The 17802-nt window shown below is 68.8% G+C and carries 17 protein-coding genes; 10 read left to right on the top strand and 7 right to left on the bottom strand.

Going from position 1 to position 17802, the window contains the following annotated elements; all coding sequences use genetic code 11:
• From HYU53_00085 to ndhC, 5 genes are all read right to left on the bottom strand, one after another.
• Positions 1-516: an NADH-quinone oxidoreductase subunit J gene (locus HYU53_00085; GenBank protein ID MBI2219591.1), complete on the bottom strand. Its 516-nt coding sequence runs from the start codon at positions 514-516 to the stop codon at positions 1-3.
• Positions 516-1535, bottom strand: a complete 1020-nt coding sequence (gene nuoH / locus HYU53_00080) for an NADH-quinone oxidoreductase subunit NuoH (protein MBI2219590.1) — start codon at positions 1533-1535, stop codon at positions 516-518. Before nuoH ends, HYU53_00085 begins: the two co-directional genes overlap by 1 nt.
• Positions 1532-2632, bottom strand: coding sequence for an NADH-quinone oxidoreductase subunit D (locus tag HYU53_00075; protein ID MBI2219589.1), 1101 nt, complete (start codon positions 2630-2632; stop codon positions 1532-1534). Before HYU53_00075 ends, nuoH begins: the two co-directional genes overlap by 4 nt.
• A 28-nt stretch (positions 2633-2660) precedes the next feature.
• Positions 2661-3188 carry an NADH-quinone oxidoreductase subunit C gene (locus HYU53_00070; protein MBI2219588.1) on the bottom strand — a complete coding sequence of 176 codons (528 nt, stop codon included), beginning with the start codon at positions 3186-3188 and terminating at the stop codon, positions 2661-2663.
• Positions 3189-3278: 90 nt separating this feature from the next.
• A complete protein-coding gene (ndhC, locus tag HYU53_00065; protein MBI2219587.1) occupies positions 3279-3635 on the bottom strand; it encodes an NADH-quinone oxidoreductase subunit A in 357 nt (118 codons plus the stop codon).
• 154 nt (positions 3636-3789) lie between these two features.
• Between ndhC and HYU53_00060 the strand changes: the two genes are divergently transcribed.
• The 9 genes from HYU53_00060 to hemL are packed head-to-tail and all read left to right on the top strand — an operon-like array spanning position 3790 to position 14110.
• Positions 3790-4683, top strand: coding sequence for a hypothetical protein (locus HYU53_00060; protein ID MBI2219586.1), 894 nt, complete (start codon positions 3790-3792; stop codon positions 4681-4683).
• Positions 4680-5594, top strand: coding sequence for a VWA domain-containing protein (locus HYU53_00055; GenBank protein MBI2219585.1), 915 nt, complete (start codon positions 4680-4682; stop codon positions 5592-5594). The genes HYU53_00060 and HYU53_00055 overlap by 4 nt, the downstream gene beginning before the upstream one ends.
• A 1-nt stretch (position 5595) precedes the next feature.
• Positions 5596-6420 (top strand): cytochrome c biogenesis protein CcsA, encoded by an 825-nt coding sequence (ccsA, locus tag HYU53_00050; protein MBI2219584.1) that lies wholly within the window; start codon positions 5596-5598, stop codon positions 6418-6420.
• A complete protein-coding gene (locus HYU53_00045; GenBank protein MBI2219583.1) occupies positions 6420-7700 on the top strand; it encodes a glutamyl-tRNA reductase in 1281 nt (426 codons plus the stop codon). The genes ccsA and HYU53_00045 overlap by 1 nt, the downstream gene beginning before the upstream one ends.
• Positions 7697-8659, top strand: coding sequence for a hydroxymethylbilane synthase (gene hemC, locus HYU53_00040; protein MBI2219582.1), 963 nt, complete (start codon positions 7697-7699; stop codon positions 8657-8659). The genes HYU53_00045 and hemC overlap by 4 nt, the downstream gene beginning before the upstream one ends.
• Positions 8660-8669: 10 nt before the next feature.
• Positions 8670-10235, top strand: coding sequence for a uroporphyrinogen-III C-methyltransferase (gene cobA / locus HYU53_00035; GenBank protein MBI2219581.1), 1566 nt, complete (start codon positions 8670-8672; stop codon positions 10233-10235).
• Positions 10232-11245, top strand: coding sequence for a porphobilinogen synthase (hemB, locus tag HYU53_00030; protein MBI2219580.1), 1014 nt, complete (start codon positions 10232-10234; stop codon positions 11243-11245). The genes cobA and hemB overlap by 4 nt, the downstream gene beginning before the upstream one ends.
• The gene (locus tag HYU53_00025; protein ID MBI2219579.1) at positions 11242-12765 is read left to right on the top strand and encodes a hypothetical protein; all 1524 of its coding nucleotides are present in this window, start codon (positions 11242-11244) and stop codon (positions 12763-12765) included. The genes hemB and HYU53_00025 overlap by 4 nt, the downstream gene beginning before the upstream one ends.
• A gap of 40 nt (positions 12766-12805) precedes the next feature.
• Positions 12806-14110: a glutamate-1-semialdehyde 2,1-aminomutase gene (hemL, locus tag HYU53_00020; GenBank protein MBI2219578.1), complete on the top strand. Its 1305-nt coding sequence runs from the start codon at positions 12806-12808 to the stop codon at positions 14108-14110.
• On the opposite strand, the gene HYU53_00015 is transcribed toward hemL, so the two are convergent.
• Positions 14107-15054, bottom strand: a complete 948-nt coding sequence (locus HYU53_00015; GenBank protein MBI2219577.1) for a hypothetical protein — start codon at positions 15052-15054, stop codon at positions 14107-14109. The two genes, hemL and HYU53_00015, sit on opposite strands and share 4 nt — an antisense overlap.
• A 192-nt stretch (positions 15055-15246) precedes the next feature.
• On the opposite strand from HYU53_00015, the gene ispG reads away from it, so the two are divergent.
• Positions 15247-16488: a flavodoxin-dependent (E)-4-hydroxy-3-methylbut-2-enyl-diphosphate synthase gene (ispG, locus tag HYU53_00010; protein MBI2219576.1), complete on the top strand. Its 1242-nt coding sequence runs from the start codon at positions 15247-15249 to the stop codon at positions 16486-16488.
• A 38-nt stretch (positions 16489-16526) separates the two neighbouring features.
• Here ispG and HYU53_00005 read toward each other — a convergent pair whose 3' ends face one another.
• A complete protein-coding gene (locus tag HYU53_00005) occupies positions 16527-17717 on the bottom strand; it encodes a DUF2029 domain-containing protein (GenBank protein ID MBI2219575.1) in 1191 nt (396 codons plus the stop codon).
• Between the last annotated feature and the right edge of the window lie 85 nt (positions 17718-17802).

Below are 17802 nucleotides of genomic sequence, written 5' to 3'. Positions count from 1 at the left end.
TCAGAGCTCCCGCTTCGCGAGCACGATCGCGCCGACCATCGCGACAAGCAGCAGCATCGACGCGACCTCGAACGGCACGAGATAGTCCGTATACAGCAGCCAGCCAAGCGTCTGGACGTTGCCCCCCAGCGAGCTGACCCCTTTTCCCACGCCGGGCCCGGACGGCGTCAGCCGCAGCGTCCCGTACACCAGGATGGCGGTGAACTCGGCGAGCACCGCGCCGGCGAGGACCGCGCCGCTCTTCCCGTAGCGCTGCGGCGCGACGTGTTCCTCGGGCGGCCGCTTCAGGTTGACCAGCATGACGACAAACAGGTACAGCACGACGATGCCGCCGGCATAGACCAGCACCTGGATGACGGCCAGGAACTCGGCCCGCAGCAGCACGTAGAGCGCCGCGACGCAGAGGAAGTTGAGCACGAGGAACAGCACGCTGTGCACGGGGTTCTTCGTGGTGATGACGAGCGCCGCGAACCCGAGAATGAAAGCGGCGAGCGTCCAGAAGCCGAGCGCGGTAATCACAGAAATACCTTTGCGGCAGCGGTCACGATCAGGTTGGCGATGGCGAGCGGGATGAGGACCTTCCACCCCAGCCGCATCAGCTGGTCGTAGCGGTAGCGCGGCAGGGTCGCCCGGATCCACATGAAGACGTAGAAGGCGACGAACGTCTTGAGGAGGAACCAGATCCACCCGGGCACGTAGTCGAGCACCCACAGCGCCCCGACGTTCGGGAACGGGCGCAGCCACCCGCCCAGAAACAGCGTCGTCACCATCGTGCAGACGACGATCATGTTGATGTACTCCGCGAGGTAGAACAGCGCGAAGCGCATCCCGCTGTACTCGGTGTGGAACCCGCCAACCAGCTCCTGCTCCGCCTCCGGCATGTCGAACGGCGCGCGGTTGGTTTCGGCCAGGCCGCCGACGAAGAAGATCAGCAGCGCCACCGGCTGCACGAACGCGTACCACAGGCCGGCGTTGAGCTGCGCGTTCACGATGCCGACCATGCTGAGCGTGCCGGCCATGAGGATCATGCTGACCAGCGTCATCGTGACCGCGACCTCGTAGCTGATGAGCTGTGCCGACGCGCGCAGCCCGGCGAGCAGCGGGTACTTGCTGTTGGAGGCGTAGCCCGCGAGGATGATGCCGTACACGCCGATCGACGAGACCGACACGAGGTACAGCAGGCCGACGTTGATGTCGGTGATCGTCAGCGCCACCGGACGGCCGAAGATCTCCATCACCGGCCCGAACGGGATCACCGCGAACACGACGAGCGAGGGAACCACCGCCAGGATCGGCGCGGCGGTGTACACCCACTTATCGGCCCGCGCCGGGGTGATGTCTTCCTTCAGCAGGAGCTTGAGCACGTCCGCCACCGGCTGGAGCACGCCGGACGGCCCGACGCGCATCGGTCCGAGGCGCGACTGCACCCATGCCTGGATCTTGCGCTCGAGCAGCGTCGCATACGCCACCGCGGTGAGCAGGCCGGCCAGGAGAATGACGATCTGCAGGATCGGAATGACGAGGAGATCGATCACCGGTCCACCTCTCCCAGCACGATATCGATGGTGCCGATGAGCGCGACGACGTCGGCCACCAGGTGTCCTTTCACCAGCTGGCGCAGCGCCTGCAGGTTGCAGAACGACGGCGGCCGCACGCGGAAGCGGTACGGGCTGAGCGACTTCCCGTCGCTCGCGATGAAGTATCCGAGTTCTCCCTTCGGCGCCTCGATCGCGTGGTACGTCTCGCCGGCGGGCGGCTTGATCAGGCGCGGCACCTTGCCGATGACCGGCCCCTCGGGGAGCCCGTCGAGCGCCTGCCGGATGATCCGCAGCGACTGGTAGAACTCCTCGATGCGCACCAGGTAGCGATCGTACGTGTCGCCGCGCGTGCCGAGCGGGACGTCGAACTCGAACTCGCTGTACGCGGCGTACGGCTCGTCCTTGCGGATGTCGCGGAAGATGCCCGAGGCGCGCAGCGGCGGCCCGCTCAGGCCGATGGCGGTCGCGGCCTCGCCCGAGATCACGCCCACCTCACGCGTGCGCTCGAGCCAGATGCGGTTGTGCGTCAGCAGGGTCTCGTACTCGGGGACCTTCGTCTCGAACAGGTCGCAGAACTCGCGGACCTTCTTCTCCCATCCAGGCGGGATGTCCTGCGGCAGCCCGCCGATCCGCATGCAGTTGTAGGTCAGGCGCGCGCCGCAATACTCCTCGAACAGGTCGAGAATCAGCTCCCGCTCGCGGAACGTGTAGAGGAACACCGTCGTCGCGCCGATGTCCATCGCGTGCGTGCCGAGCCACACCAGGTGGCTGGCGATCCGCTGCAGCTCGGACATCACCGTGCGGAGGTACAGCGCGCGGCGCGGCACCTCGAGCCCCATCATCTTCTCGACGGTCTCGACGTAGCCCAGGTTGTTGGTGGCCGCCGCGAGGTAGTCCATGCGGTCGGTCAGCAGGATGATCTGCGTGTAGTCGCGCGCTTCCGACAGTTTCTCGATGCCGCGGTGCAGGTAGCCAATCACCACGTCGGCGTCGATGACGCGCTCGCCGTCCAGGCGGAGCACCACGCGCAGCACGCCGTGCGTGCTCGGGTGCTGCGGTCCCATGTTGAGGACCAGCTCGTCGGTGTCGAACATCGGCTGGACGAACGGTTCGGCCATCGGGCTACTCGATATCCGCGACGTTCGCGTCGCTGCGGAGCTTCAACCACTCGGTCGGGTCCTCGAGCATCAACTCGCCGGGCCCTTCGAGCGGATAGTCCTTCCGCTGCGGGTGCCCCTGCCACTCCTCGGGCATGAGGATGCGGCGCAGGTCCGGGTGCCCCTCGAAGCGCACGCCGAACATGTCGAAGACCTCGCGTTCGAGCCAGTTGGCGGCGGGCCAGATGCCAGTGACCGAGGCGACGGGATCCCCCTCGCCGGCGCGCACCTTCACGCGCACGCGATGGCGGAGCGGAATGGAATAGAGACAGTAGATCACGTCGAACCGCTCGGGGCGCGACGGCCAGTCGGTGGCCGTCACGTCCGAGCAGAAGGTGAACCGTGCGGCGGCATCGTCGCGGAGCCAGCGTGCCACGTCGAGCAGCCGCTCGCGCGCGACGACGAGCGTCCAGTCGCCGACGAAGTAGCTGACGTGCGCCACCGCGCCGGGCAGCGCGCGCTCCAGGGCCGGCACGAATGCGGGCGGCAGCATGTCGGGCGGGGGCGGCGGATCCGGTGGTGTCGGGGGAACCTGTGTCCTGTCTTCAGCCATCTAATCAGAAGCGGCGGTCCCGCAGGACCGTTACGCCCACTCGAGCGCCCCCTTCTTCCAGGCGTAGGCATAGCCCACGATCAGAATGAAGAGAAACACCAGCATCTCAATGAACCCAAACAGCATTAGCCGATCCATCATCACGGCCCACGGGAAGAGGAAGACCGTCTCCACGTCGAAGATCACAAACAGCATCGCGATCAAGTAGTAGCGGATGCTGTAGCGATCCCGCGCGTCCGTGGCCGGCTCGATGCCGCACTCGTAGACATCGAGCTTGACCGGATGGCGCCGGTTGGGATTCACGAGCCGGGCGACGAGCAGCGTGACGATCGCGAACCCGATGGCGACAAGCAGGAAGAGCGCAATCGGGACGTAGGTGGCAACCATGGGTGTGGGCGGGAACGTTGCGCGTTTATAGCATGCGTACCTGAGGCAGTCAAGGAACGACAACCCTCACGCAGTCAATTAGTTTCGGCGATCCGCGCTCCTTGACGCATGCTTTCGCCGGGACGTACAATCGGCGTATTCACGGAGGACCAGAATGCGCCGGAAATCCGTCAAAGTGGTGCTGACAGCCGTCCTTATTGCAAGCACGTTGCCCGGTTCGGCTGCCGGCGCGGCCGAGCGCAACGTCATAATCAGCGCGCTGGACGCGAAAAAAGCGCCTGTGGGCGACCTGACACCGGGCGATCTCGTCGTCGGCGAGGACGGCGTGGCACGTGAAGTGCTCCGGGTGCGGCGGGCCACTGCCCCATTGTCGATCGCGCTGCTGGTCGACGACAGCGACGCGGCGTCGCCGGCGATCGCCGACATCCGCTCCGGACTCGAGGCGTTCCTGGGCGCGTTGGACGCGCCGCACGAGGTCGCGCTCGTCACGTTTGGCGAACGGTCGACGCTGCTCGTGGAGTACACGCGCGACCGGGAGCGGCTGACGCGCGGGGCGCTGCGCGTGTTCGCGCGGCCGCAATCCGGCGCATACTTCCTGGATGCCCTCACGGATGCGGCGCGCGGACTGGAGAAGCGGGCGCCGGAGCGCCCGGTGATCGTCGCGGTGGTGACCGAAGGCGTGGAGTTCAGCAACCGCCACTATCCCGACGTGCTGCGGCAGCTCTTTGCGAGCGGGGCGGCGTTCCACGCGCTGGTGCTGAGCGGCGTGGTGCGCGCCAACCCGGTGGCGGAAGAGATCCGCAACCGGAACGTCGTGCTCGACGAGGGCACGCGCGGCACGGGGGGGCGGCGGGATCAGCTCCTGAGTTCGACCGCGCTGGCGGCCACGCTGCGCGAGCTGGCCGCCGAGCTGCAGCACCAGTGGATCGTGACCTACTCGCGCCCCGATACGCTGCTGATGCCCGAGCGCCTGCACGTCGAGGCGAAGCGCGAGGGGCTGACGGTGCGCGCGCGCACGAACCTGTCGCAGACGAAGGTGGCACGATGACGCGGCGCCTCGGGCTCTTCCTCCTCCTGATCGCCCTGTCGGGCGCCGCGCTCGCGGCGCAGCGGTTCCGCGCCGGGATTGACGTCGTGTCGCTCAACGTGACGGTGACCGACGCGGCGACGCTGAAGTTCGTGCGGGACCTGTCGCAGGGCGAGTTCGAGGTGTTCGAGGACGGCGTGAAGCAGGACGTCACGTTCTTCTCGCGCTCGCAGCAGCCGATTGCGCTCGCGATCCTCATGGATACGAGCGCCAGCATGGAGGACAAGATCCAGCTCGCGCAGGAGGCGGCCATCGGGTTCGTGCGCCGGCTCCGCGCGGAGGACCTGGCCGAGATCGTGGACTTCGACAGCAAGGTCGACATCCTCCAGACGTTCACGAACGACCGGGCGGCGCTCGAGCGGGCGATCCGCACGACGAACGCCGACGGGTCGACGGCGATCTACCACGCGATCTACATCTCGCTCAAGGAGCTGAGGAAGCAGGCCGCGCAGACCGAGGCGGACATCCGGCGGCAGGCCATCGTGGTCCTCTCCGACGGGGAAGACACCTCCAGCATCCTCGGGTATGAAGAAGTGCTCGACCTCGCGAAGCGCTCGGAGACCGGCATCTACACGATCGGGCTCCGCGGCACGGACGTGTCGCCCCGCGGGTTCAAGGAAGCGGAGTTCGTGATGCGCCAGCTCGCGCAGGAGACGGGCGGCCGCTCCTTCTTTCCGCAGCAGGCGACCGAGCTGCCGCGCATCTACGAGCAGATTTCCGACGAGCTTTCCAGCCAGTACACGCTCGCCTACACCTCCCGTAACCCGCGGCGGGACGGCGCGTGGCGCCGGATCGTCGTGCGCGTCACGCGCCCCAACGTGACCGCGCGCACCAAGCAGGGGTACTACGCGGCGACATCATCAGCGCCCTGACATGGACTTACTTCCGTTTCTCCTCTACCTCGCGGCCGCCATCGCGTACGGGCGGTACTTCGCGACGCCGGAACACGCGAGCGGGCGCACGGCGACGGCGGCGCTCGGCGCCGCCGCCCTGGCGCACACCTTCGTCATCGGCATGCGGACGATGGCCGCCGGCCACGCGCCGTTCGCCGGCACGTCGGCGGCGCTCTCGGCCTTCGTCTGGCTGCTGGCGCTCGCCTACCTCTACACGGAGACCACGAGCGGCGAACGCTCGATGGGCCTGTTCATCGTCGTCCTCCTGGTGCTGCTGGAGTCGATCCCGGTCCTCGACACGCCGATGGCGGACGCGCCGAGCACGGTGCTGCAGAGCCCGCTCTTCGTCGTGCACGTCTCGGCGATGCTGTTCGCCTACGCGAGCTTCGGCATCGCCTGCGTGATCGGGGTCACCTACGTGCTGATGTTCAAGGAAATCAAGAAGAAGCAGCTCGGGTTCTTCTACAAGCGACTGCCGTCGCTCCAGGTGCTCGATCGCATGAACATGCGCGCGGTGCGGATCGGCTGGGTGTTCATCACCGCCGGCATCGTCGTGGGGGGCGCGTGGGCGATGACGAGCGCGGTGCAGACGGCGCCAGACCCGCGCCTGCGCGCGATGACGATCGTCGACCCGAAGATCCTGATCGCGTTCCTGTGCTGGGGCGTGTATTCGTTTCACCTGCTGTCGCGGCGGCTCGGCTGGAGCGCGCGGCGCTCCGCGTGGCTGTCGGCCATCGGGTTCGTGATCGTCATCCTGAATTTCGTTCCCGTCGGGTTCTTCCTGACGCGGAGCCACAACTTCTGATGCGGCTTCTCCTGGTCGGCCTCAGTCACCGCACGGCGCCGGTGGAGCTGCGCGAGCAGGTGGACTTCTCGCGCGGGGACATGGGGGCGGCTGTCGCCGCGCTCGCCCTGCGCGTGGAGAGCGGCGAAGGGGTGATCGTCTCGACGTGCAATCGCGTGGAGATCTACACGGAGGCGAACGGCGCGGGGGAGGCGGCGCGCGAGCAGGTGGCGGCGTTCGTCAGCGACTTCCACGGCGTGCCGCGGGAGGCGCTCGACGCGCATCTGTACGCGCGGACCGACACGGATGCCGTGCGTCACCTGTTCCGGGTGGCCGCAGGCCTCGACTCGCTCGTCGTCGGCGAGCCGCAGATCCTCGGGCAGGTCAAGGAGGCCTACGAGGTCGCATCGGAGAAACAGGCCACCGGGAGCGCGCTCAACCGCCTGTTCCACGCGGCGTTTGCCGCCGCCAAGCGCGTGCGCAGCGAAACCGGGCTTGCCGAGGGTGCGGTGTCGGTCAGCTACGCGGCGGTGTCGCTCGCGCGGAAGATCTTCGGCCGCTTTGAGGGACTGAACGTGCTGATCCTCGGCGCCGGTGAGATGGCGGAGCTGACGGCCACGCACCTCAACGGGCAGCAGGTGCGGTCGCTCACGGTGGCCAGCCGGACGCTCGCGTCCGCGCAGGCGCTCGCCGCCGGCGTGGGCGGCACCGCGGTGCCCTGGGCGGACATGCCGGCGGCGCTCGCCCAGGCGGACATCGTCGTGACGGCCACGGGGGCGTCCGAGCCCGTGCTGACCGGGGAGCGGATCGCCGCGGTGATGCGGCACCGCCAGCACCGGCCGCTGTTCCTGATCGACATCGCGGTCCCGCGCGACGTCGATGCGTCGGCCGCCAACATCGAGCAGGTCTTTGTCTACAACATCGACGACCTGCAGGCGATCGTGAACGAGAATCTCGCGCGCCGGTCGGCGGAGCTGCAGAAGGCGGAGACGATCATCTCGGAAGAGGTGGAGAAATTCGTCGCGTGGCTGCGCTCGCGAACCGCGGTGCCCACGGTCGTCGCGCTGCGCGAGCGCTTCGAGACCATCCGGCAGGCCGAGTTGAAGCGCCTGGAGCACAAGCTCTCGTCGCTGCCGCCCGACGCGCGGGCGCGCGTCGACGAGATCACGCACCTGATCGTCGAGAAGCTGCTGCTGACGCCCACCGAACAGCTCAAGGCCAGCGACGAGCAGATGGTGCATGCCTACGCCGAGGCCTTGCGGCGGCTGTTCAGCCTCGAAGCGGAAAAAAAGGACTCATGAGCGTTCTCCGGATCGGCACGCGCGGCAGCCAGCTCGCGCTGTGGCAGGCCAATACCGTCAAGGCGCTGCTCGCGCAGCACGGCCAGGAGGCGGAACTGGTCGTCATCAAGACGACCGGCGACCGGCTGTCGGAGCAGAATCTGTCGCAGGCGGGGGGCAAGAACCTGTTCGTCAAGGAGATCGAGGACGCGATGCTGCGCGGCGACGTGGACCTCGCGGTGCACAGCGCGAAGGACATGCCGGCGGAGCTGCCCTCCGGCCTGGCGGTCGGCTCCGTGCTGCCGCGCGAGAACCCGCAGGACGCGCTCGTGCTGCCGCGCAGGCACGCGGCGCACGGACGCCCCTTCGAAGACGCCATCCGGCAGCTCGGTCCCATGGCCACGGTCGGCACGAGCAGCATCCGCCGCGCCGCCCAGCTTCGGGCCGTGGTTCCCGCGGCACGGTTCGAACCGGTGCGCGGAAACGTCGACACGCGCCTGCGCAAGCTCGACGAAGGGCACTATGATGCCCTCGTGCTCGCGGCGGCGGGGCTCCGCCGGCTTGGGCTCGGCGATCGCATCTCGGCGCTGGTGCCCATCGCCGTGTGCATTCCCGCGCCGGGACAGGGAGCCATCGCGATCGAGATCCGCGAAGACGACCTCGCGACGCGGCGTGCCGTGCAGCGGTTGAACGACGAAGACACGGCCACGGCGCTCGAGGCGGAGCGCACGCTCGTCGCGGCGCTCGGCGGCGGCTGCCAGCTGCCGCTCGGCGGCATCGCGCAGATGACCTCCGACGGTCAGCTCGAACTGACGGCGGTGGTCATCTCGCCCGACGCGTCGACGACCTTGCGGCGCAAGGCGACCGGCGAGACCACCGTGCCGTATGCGCTTGGCGGCCGCGTGGCGCGGATGCTCCTCGAGGACGGCGCGGGCGCGATTCTCGAGCGCGAACGGCAGAAACTGAAGGCCCAAGGATGAAGCAGGAACGATGAAAGGCTGTCGCGTCTCCATCGTCGGCGCCGGCCCTGGCGACCCGGGGCTCGTGACATGGCGCGGCATGCGCCGTCTCGCCAGCGCGGACGTCGTGCTGTATGACCACCGCGTGCACGAGCGGCTGCTGCGCCTCGCCCGCGCCGATGCCGAGCGCATCGACGTGGGCCCGGCTGCGCCGCGTGCCATGGAGCAGGACGCGATCTCGATGCTGATCGCGGAAAAGGCCCGCGAGGGCAAGGCGATCGTGCATCTGAAGTGGGGGGACCCGTACTTCTTCGACAGCGCGGGCAAGGAAGCGATGTTCCTGCACGAGCAGGGGATCCCCTTCGAAGTCGTCCCGGGCGTGCCCGCCGGGATCGGCGCGCCGAGTTATGCGGGGGTGCCGGTCACCTATCCTGGCGGCGGCGACCTGCTGACGTTCGTCCGGGGGGGCGAGGGGGAGACGGACGATCTGCCGCAGGTGAATTGGGCGCGGCTCGCCTCGCTCGATGGGACGATCGTCTGCTACGCGGGCGCGCGCCAGCTGCCGGGTGTCATCGGGCAGCTGCTCGCGAACGGCCGCCCGGATACCGACAGCGCCGCGCTGATTTTCAGCGGCACGCTGCCGGACCAGCGCACGATCGAGGGGGCGCTCGGCGAGATCGCCGTCGCCATCACGCACGAGCCCCCGTCGAAGGCGGCGATCCTCGTGGTCGGGCAGGTCGTCGCGTTACGACAGCACCTCCGCTGGTTCGACGAGCGGCCGCTGTTCGGCAAGCGCATCGTGGTGACACGCTCGCGCGAGCAGGCGGCGGACTTCGTGGAAATGCTCGAGGAGCTCGGCGCCGAGCCGATCCAGGCGCCCGCGATCCGGATTGCGCCACCCGAGGACGTGGAGGCGATCGACCGGGCGATCGCGGAGATCGGCTCGTTCGACTGGCTGATCTTCGCGAGTGCGAACGCCGTCGATCATTTCATGCACCGCGTGCTGGAAGGGCCGGGCGACGTCCGCGACCTGAAGGGGGTCCGCATCTGCACCGTGGGGCCGTCGACAGCGGGGCGCCTGGGACGTTTCGGCGTCAAGGTGGATTTGACGCCGCCGGAATTCCGCGCCGAGGCGATCATCGACGCGCTGCGCGAGCACGGCGCGATCGCGGGCAGGCGGTTCCTGCTTCCGCGCGCGGACATCGCCCGCGACGTGCTGGGCGAGGAGCTGCGCAAGGCCGGGGCGGCCGACGTCGTGGAAGTGACCGCCTACCGCACGCTCCAGGACGCGGGCAGCCGCGACGGCGACCCGGATATCTACCGCATGCTGCTCGATCGGAGGATCGACGCGGTGACGTTCACGAGCGCGTCTACGGTCCGGAATTTCGTGAAGATGCTGGGCGAGGAGCCGGCCGCCGATCTTCTGAAGGACACCGTCGTGGCATCGATTGGGCCGGTGACGGCCGAAGCGGCGCAGGTCCTCGGCATCGCGACGACGGTGATGCCGGCGCAGTACACGATTCAGGCGCTGGTGGACGCGCTCGTCGAGCATTTCAGAGGCCAGGGGCCGGAGGCCAGGGGCCAGGGGCGATCATGACGACGAAGACCGCGGCGCAGCTCGAGCTCACCCACCGGATGCGGCGACTGAGGCGGACGCCGATGATGCGCGCGATGGTGCGGGAGACGCGGCTGGCGCCGGAGATGTTCCTGTACCCGCTGTTCGTGCGCGACGGCGAGGGGCTGCGCAAGCCTGTCGGGGCGATGCCCGGCGTCTTCCAGATGTCGGTGGACGAGGTCGTGAGAGAAGCGACGGCCGCCAAGGCCGAGGGGGTCGCGGGCGTGCTGCTCTTCGGGCTCCCCGAGCACAAGGACGATATCGGCTCCGGCGCCTACGATCCGGAAGCGCCGGTCCAGGCCGCCGTGCGCGCACTGAAGCGCGAGGTCACGGACTTCCTGGTCGTCACCGACGTCTGCCTGTGCGAATACACCTCGCACGGCCACTGCGGAATTCTGGTGGAAGACGAGCTGACGCACGAGACGGAGATCGTCAACGACCCGAGCGTCGAGCAGATCGTGAAGGCGGCGGTGTCGCACGCGGCGGCCGGCGCCGACATCGTCGCGCCGTCGGACATGTTCGACGGACGCGTCGGCGCGATCCGGCGGGCGCTCGATTCCCATGGCTTCGAGCAGACCGCCATCATGTCGTACGCGGCCAAGTACGCCTCGGCGTACTACGGGCCGTTCCGTGAGGCGGCGGAGTCCACGCCGGCCTTCGGCGACCGCCGCTCGCACCAGATGGATCCCGCCAATGTCGAGGAGGCGCTGCGCGAGGTGGCGCTCGACATCGAGGAGGGGGCCGACATCGTGATGGTGAAACCGGCGATGACGTACCTCGACGTGATCTGGCGCGTGAAGTCGGAGTTCGGGATGCCCACGGCGGCCTATCACGTGAGCGGCGAGTACTCGATGATCAAGGCGGCCGCCGAGCGCGGCTGGATCGACGAGCCGCGCGCGATGATGGAGGCGCTCACCGCTGTCGCGCGCGCCGGTGCGGACATCATCATCACGTATTACGCCCGCGAGGCCGCGCGGGCGCTGAGGGCTTGACGGCCAACGGCCCGGCGACCGGCGCGCGCGAGCGTCGCGCGCGCCTGCTGGTGCAGGCGGCGCTCGCGGCGATCGTCCTCGCCACTCTCGTCCACACGCGCGCCGACCCCGACCTCTGGGGACACGTCGCCTTCGGCCGCGACATCGTCGCCACGCGGTCCGTTCCATCCGCAGACCCGTACTCCTTCACGAGCGACGTCCGCTGGGTGAACCACGAGTGGCTCGCCGAGGTGGCGATGTTCGGCGCCTGGGCGGCGCTCGGCGGGCCCGGTCTGATTGCGCTGAAGGTCCTCGCGATCGCGCTGGCGCTGGGGCTCGCGCAGATCGCGTTGAGACGGCAGGGCGTGACCTCCCCCGCGCGCGATCTGCTTCTCGCGGTTGCTGCCGTGGCGAGCATCGAGCAGGCCAACGCCGTGCGGCCGCAGATCTTCTCGATCCTGCTCTTTGCCGCGCTGCTCGCCACCATGGTCCGCGTGGAGCGCGGCCGGCTCGCGGCGATCGCGTGGGTGCCGGTCATCCTGCTCGCCTGGGTGAACCTGCACGGGGGCTGGATCGTCGGCGCGGGCACGCTCGCGCTCTGGGCGACGACGCGCCTGCTGCAGGCGCCGGGCAGCCGCGAGGCGCGCGCGGTGTGCGCCGTCTCGGCGGCGAGCGCGGCCGCCACGCTGATCAATCCGTACGGCTGGGACATGTGGGGCTTCCTGCTGACGACGGTCAGGCCGCAGCGCCTCGAGATCTCGGACTGGCAGCCCGTCTACCACATGGGGCCCGGCGTCTACCTCACGTGGGGCGCGCTCGTGGCGATCGCGGCGCTGGCGCTCTGGCGCTCGACGGCGCGACCGCCGCTCGCGCGCGTGCTCGTCGTCATCGCGCTCGCCGCCGGTGCGTTTCACGTGAACCGGCTGCTGATGTTCCTGGCGTTTGCGATCGTCATCCTGCTCGGCCCGCAAGTGCAGCAGGCGCTGGGCCGCCGGAGAAAGGAATCGCGCGGACCGGCGGGCGCGGTCGCGACAGCCGCCGCCGCCGCGACGGCAGTCGTCCTGCTCGCGGGCGCGCTCGGGACAACAGCCGTTTACGGCCGCTGCGTGATCGTCGAGAGCGCGCGGTGGCCGGAGCCCGGGGCAGCCGGCTTCATCGCCGAGCGTGCGCGGACCGGGCGGATGCTGACGTGGTTCGACTGGGGCGAGTACGCGATCTGGCACCTCGCACCCGGCATCAAGGTCTCGATGGATGGACGCCGCGAGACCGTGTATTCCCCGCGCGTCCTGACGGATCACCTGTCGTTCTATTACGACGGGCGGAGCGCGCGCGCGTTTCTCGACGCGCTCCAGGCCGATTACATCTGGCTGCCCGCCTCGCTTCCCGTGGTCTCGCGGCTCGAGACCGGGCGTGAGGTGGAGGTCCTCTGGCGCGGCCCGAAGTCGGTACTCTTTTCAACGCGCCCGATCGGCGCCGGCGCCACACGCCCGGCAACTGCCGAGGACCCGCCGCGGCTCTCGCGGTGTTTCCCGGGCCCTTGAGGGGCTACGTGCACCCAGCACCTCTGATATCGTCTTGTCTATGCCTCGCCGTAAGTACACCAGGTCGTCGAAACTCTTTCACCGCGCCGGCGACGTGCTGGTCGGCGGCGTCAACAGCCCCGTACGTGCGTTCAAGTCGGTCGGCGCGACGCCGTTGTTCATCACCGGCGCGCGCGGCGCCCGGATCACCGATGCCGACGGGAACGATTACATCGATTACGTCATGTCGTGGGGCCCGGCGCTGCTCGGGCATGCGCCGAAAGGGCTGCTGAAGGAGCTGGCGCGCGCCGCGGCGCGGGGCACCAGCTTTGGCGCCCCCACCGAGCTGGAAATCGCGCTCGGGGAGCGCGTGCGCATGCTGGTCCCGTCGGTCGAGAAGGTGCGCTTCGTCAACTCAGGCACCGAGGCGACGATGAGCGCGGTCCGCGTGGCGAGGGCGGCGACGGGGCGCGACAAGATCATCAAGTTCGAGGGGTGCTACCACGGGCACAGCGACGCGTTCCTCGTTGCCGCCGGATCCGGCGCGCTGACGCTCGGCGTGCCCACCAGCCCCGGCGTGGGGCGGGCGGTCGCGGCTGACACGCTGGTCGCGCCGTACAACGATCTGGCCGCGGTGTCGCGCCTCTGTGCCGATCACCACCGGCAGATCGCCGCCCTCATCGTCGAGCCGATCGCCGGCAACATGGGCGTGGTCCCGCCGGCAAAGGGATACCTCGAAGGATTGCGCGCGCTGTGCGACCGCGAAGGGATCGTCCTGATCTTCGACGAGGTCATCTCCGGTTTCCGCGCGTCGATTGGCGGCGCCCAGGCCCTTTACAAGGTCAAGCCGGACCTCACGTGCCTCGGAAAGATCATCGGCGGCGGGCTGCCGGTGGGCGCGTACGGCGGGCGGCGCGACCTGATGGATCTCGTGGCGCCGGTCGGTCCCGTTTACCAGGCAGGCACGCTTTCCGGCAATCCGCTCGCGATGACGGCCGGCCTGTGGACGCTCAACCAGCTGTCGCCGCGCGTGTACCGCATGCTGGCGGCGCTCGGAGAGCGCCTTGCCGCCGGCCTGGCCGGCGCGGCACGTGACGCGGGAATCCCGCTCCAGGTCAACGCCGCCGGCTCCGTCGTCACGCCGTTCTTCACGAGCGAGCCGGTGACCGACTTCCAGTCCGCGCTGAAAGCCGACACGGGGGCGTACGGCGCGTTCTTCCGCGGCATGCTCGCGCGCGGCATCTACCCGCCGCCGTCGCAGTTCGAGGCCTGGTTCATCTCGGCCGCGCACTCCCAGCGCGACATCGATGTGACGATTCGCGCCGCGAGCGAGACGATGCGGGAGATGGAGGCCACGAATTCCTAGCGTAGCTGGAGCGCCGTGTCGAAGCGCAGGCGCAGCACGGTGCCGGGCGGGAGCTTCACGTCCTGCCCTTCGGTCGCCGCGACGACGCCGCCGCCGCCGATGAGGATTCCGGCAAGCGCTCCCTTGACGCCGCCCAGGATCCCGCCGATGATCGCGCCGACGCCCGCCCCGGTGCCGATCTTCGAGGCATCACCCCTCACACCTTCGCCCTCGAAGGGGGCCACCGTCGCTCGAATCGGATAGTTGCGGCCGCGAACGGTGATCTGGTCGAACGCGAGCGTCAAGCTCGCCTTCCGCTCCACGCGGCCGGCTTTCTTCACGTCACTGATTACGCCCCGCACCAGCGAGCCGGCAGGCACCAGCACTTCGCCGCTGTCGCCGCGCAGGTCGACCGCCGTCGTCGCCTCGAACCGCTGCTCTGGCACGGCGGTCTCGGAACTCAGGTTCGACTGCAGCCTCACGTCGAGTTCGGTGCCGACGGGAATCTCGCGCGAGGCCACTCCGCCGCGCGCACTCTGGGTGCCCGAGGTGCTCCTGGTGCCCTGGGTGCTCGGGGTGCCCTGGGTGTTCGGGGTGCCGGTGCCGTACGTGCTGCTCGAGGCGCCACCGAAGCTGCTCTCTTCCCGCGCGCGCGAGGAGAGCTGGTCGATGCGGTCGCGCAGGTCGGCATACTCGCTGCGGCTGACCGAGCCATCCTTGCGCAGTTTCACCTTGAGGTAGATGACCTCCTCACGCAGGTCGTCGAGTTCGGTCTGCAGGCGGGCGGCCAGATCTGCATTGCGCGAGCGGAGGCGCGAAAGCTCGCTGCCCGCATCGTACACGCGATCCTGCAGCCGCTGGATGTCAGACGCGGTGACCATCGCCTGCGCCGACACCGGCGCGAACGATCCGCTGCCGATCGCCAGCGCGAACGCGGCGATCGCCACAATTCCAGCTTTCTTCATCGATGCTCCTTCATGAACGTTAAGACGCGACCGACGCATTGACGGTCGCACGGGATCCGCGTGCAAAAGAACGGCCGGGTCGCCCGGCGGGCGAGCGTTGCCCGCTAACTCGCAGCGCCTGCGCGATTTACCAGTGTCAAGGCTGAGCCGCTGGCGCGTTCGAGTACTGCCCGGATGGTATGATCGGAGGACGTGATTCCTGTCATCACACTGCATCGCACGACCGGCGTGAAGGTCGGCCACGTCCAGGTGGGTGGCGGCGCGCCCATCGCCGTCCAATCGATGACGATGACGGACACGGCCGATGCCGCGGCCACGGCGCAGCAGTGCATCGAGCTGGCCGAGGCCGGTTCGGAGCTCGTACGCGTGACGGTCAACACGCCGGATGCCGCGGCCGCCGTGCCGGAGATCAAGCGGCGCATGCTCGACGCGGGATGCGCGGCGCCGCTCATCGGCGACTTCCATTACAACGGGCACCTCCTGCTGACGCGCTTTCCGGAGTGCGCGTCCGCGCTGGACAAGTACCGCATCAATCCGGGCAACGTGGGCACGGGCAAGCGGCGCGACGAGCAGTTCGCGACCATCTGCAAGGTGGCGCGCGACCGCGGGAAGCCCGTGCGCATTGGCGTGAACGGCGGCTCCCTCGATCAGGATCTCGTCGTCGCGCGCATGCAGGAGAACACCGACCGGGATCTCGGCAAGACCTCCGAGGAGATCATCAACGAGTGCATGGTGATCTCGGCGCTGCAGTCCACGGAGCTGGCGCTCGAAAGCGGGCTCCGCAACGATCAGATCATCATCTCGTGCAAGGTCTCGCGCCCTCCCGATCTGATTGCGGTCTACCGGGCGCTCGCGAAGCAGACGGACCAGCCGCTGCACCTTGGCCTCACCGAAGCGGGAATGGGGATGAAGGGGCTCGTGTGGTCGTCGGCGGCGATCGGCGTGCTGCTGCAGGAGGGCATCGGCGATACGATCCGCATATCGCTCACGCCCCGACCGGGCGGGGACCGCCGCGAGGAGGTCTACGCGGCGTGCGAGCTGCTGCAGGCGCTTGGGCTGCGCTCCTTCGCGCCGAGCGTCACCGCCTGCCCCGGCTGCGGCCGCACGACGAGCAGCACCTTCCAGGAACTCGCCGAGCGCATCCAGGCGTACATCCGGGAGAAGATGCCCGAGTGGAAAGCGAGGCACGAGGGGGTCGAGACGATGACCCTCGCGGTCATGGGCTGCATCGTCAACGGGCCCGGTGAATCGAAGGCCGCCAACATCGGGATCAGCCTGCCGGGCACGGGCGAGTCACCGAACTGCCCGGTCTTCATCGACGGGAAGCACGCGATGACGCTGCGTGGGACGTACGAGGAGCTGTCGCGCGCGTTCCAGAAGCTCGTGGATGATTACGTCGCGACCAAGTACCCCGAGAAAGCCCGCAACGCCTGACTCCTGTGGCCTGACTCCGACTCCTGTGGCGCGAGCCTTCAGGCTCGCGCCGGCGGACCTGAAAGGTCCGCCCCGCGAACGACCACCATAAGCGCAATCAAGATGGGACTGGCCAGCTGCACGCGGGTGATCGCGGCAAGCGGCCCGGTGAGCGCGAGCAGAAACGCCGCGTACATCACCGGCCAGAGCCAGCGCGGCGGAGCGGCGGCCGCGTCAAGATTCTCGCCGGCGATGAGGATGAAGGCCGGCGCCAGCAGCACCAGGTCGTACACGGACACGTGGCCGCCGACGAGGACCGTCGCGATCAGCAGCAGCGCGAACGACCGGTCGAAGCTTCTCTGCCGCATCCCCCGCAGCACCGCGGTCATCACAGCCGCGCCGGCCAGCAACCACCCCGCGTGTGCCCACATCGAAGGCGCTCCCAGGAGCAGGAAGAAACCGCGAAGCGAGACGAGCTGAAAGACCTTCGGCTCGAGCAGCGGCGAGATCTGCGGGAGCGTCGCAAGCATGCGGCCGTACGCGGGGAAGACCTCCGGCCCGAACCACAACCAGCACACCACGACCTGAGCGGCGACCGTGCCGGCGGCGATCGCGAGGACCGCCCACGATCGCCGCACGATCAAAACGATGACGAGGGCAATGCCAAGCTGCGGCTTGTACGCGAGCAAGCCGACCGCGATGCCCGCGGCGAGGGGCCGCCGCTCCCGCAGCGCCAGCCAGATCACGGTGACGCACGCGAGCGCGATCCACGTGGTCTGTCCGTGGATGAACAACTGCCAGAAACCGGGATATGCCGCGGCGAAGAGGAGCAGGTCGCGCGGTGGGCCGAGGGCAGGACAACGCGCCCACGCCGCTCGACAACAGAGCCAGTACGCGAGGCCACCGGAGATCCACCACAGCACCAGGCTGACCCCGTACGGCAGCGCGCCGAACGGCGCGAGGGCCAGGGCGAGCTGCGGCCCGTACACGGGAATGAACGTGGGCGCCTCCACGCCAGGCCCCGCCCGCTCGAACTCGGATCGCAGCCTGTCCGGATCGTAAAGACCGCGCCAGTCCTGCCGCGCGGCCGCGCGCCCGATCGCCCAGAAGTGCGCCCAGTCCTCGCCTTTCACGTGGCCGTTCAGCGTGCGCCATCCCGGCGTGGCGAAATTGACGAGCGTGACGCCCCAGAGCCCGACGACGAGCGCCGCCGCGTGCATGCGGGCGCGCCGATGCGTGAGGAGAGTCATTCGGCGCGCGTCGCTGTTTCGTCAATCACGGGATCAGTATATCACGAATTAGAGAATGAAATGGATCACAGCTTTACGCGAATCG

This window comes from Acidobacteriota bacterium (assembly GCA_016184105.1).
Lineage (GTDB): Bacteria > Acidobacteriota > Vicinamibacteria > Vicinamibacterales > 2-12-FULL-66-21 > JACPDI01.
This window is presented reverse-complemented; position numbering and strand designations above follow the sequence as displayed.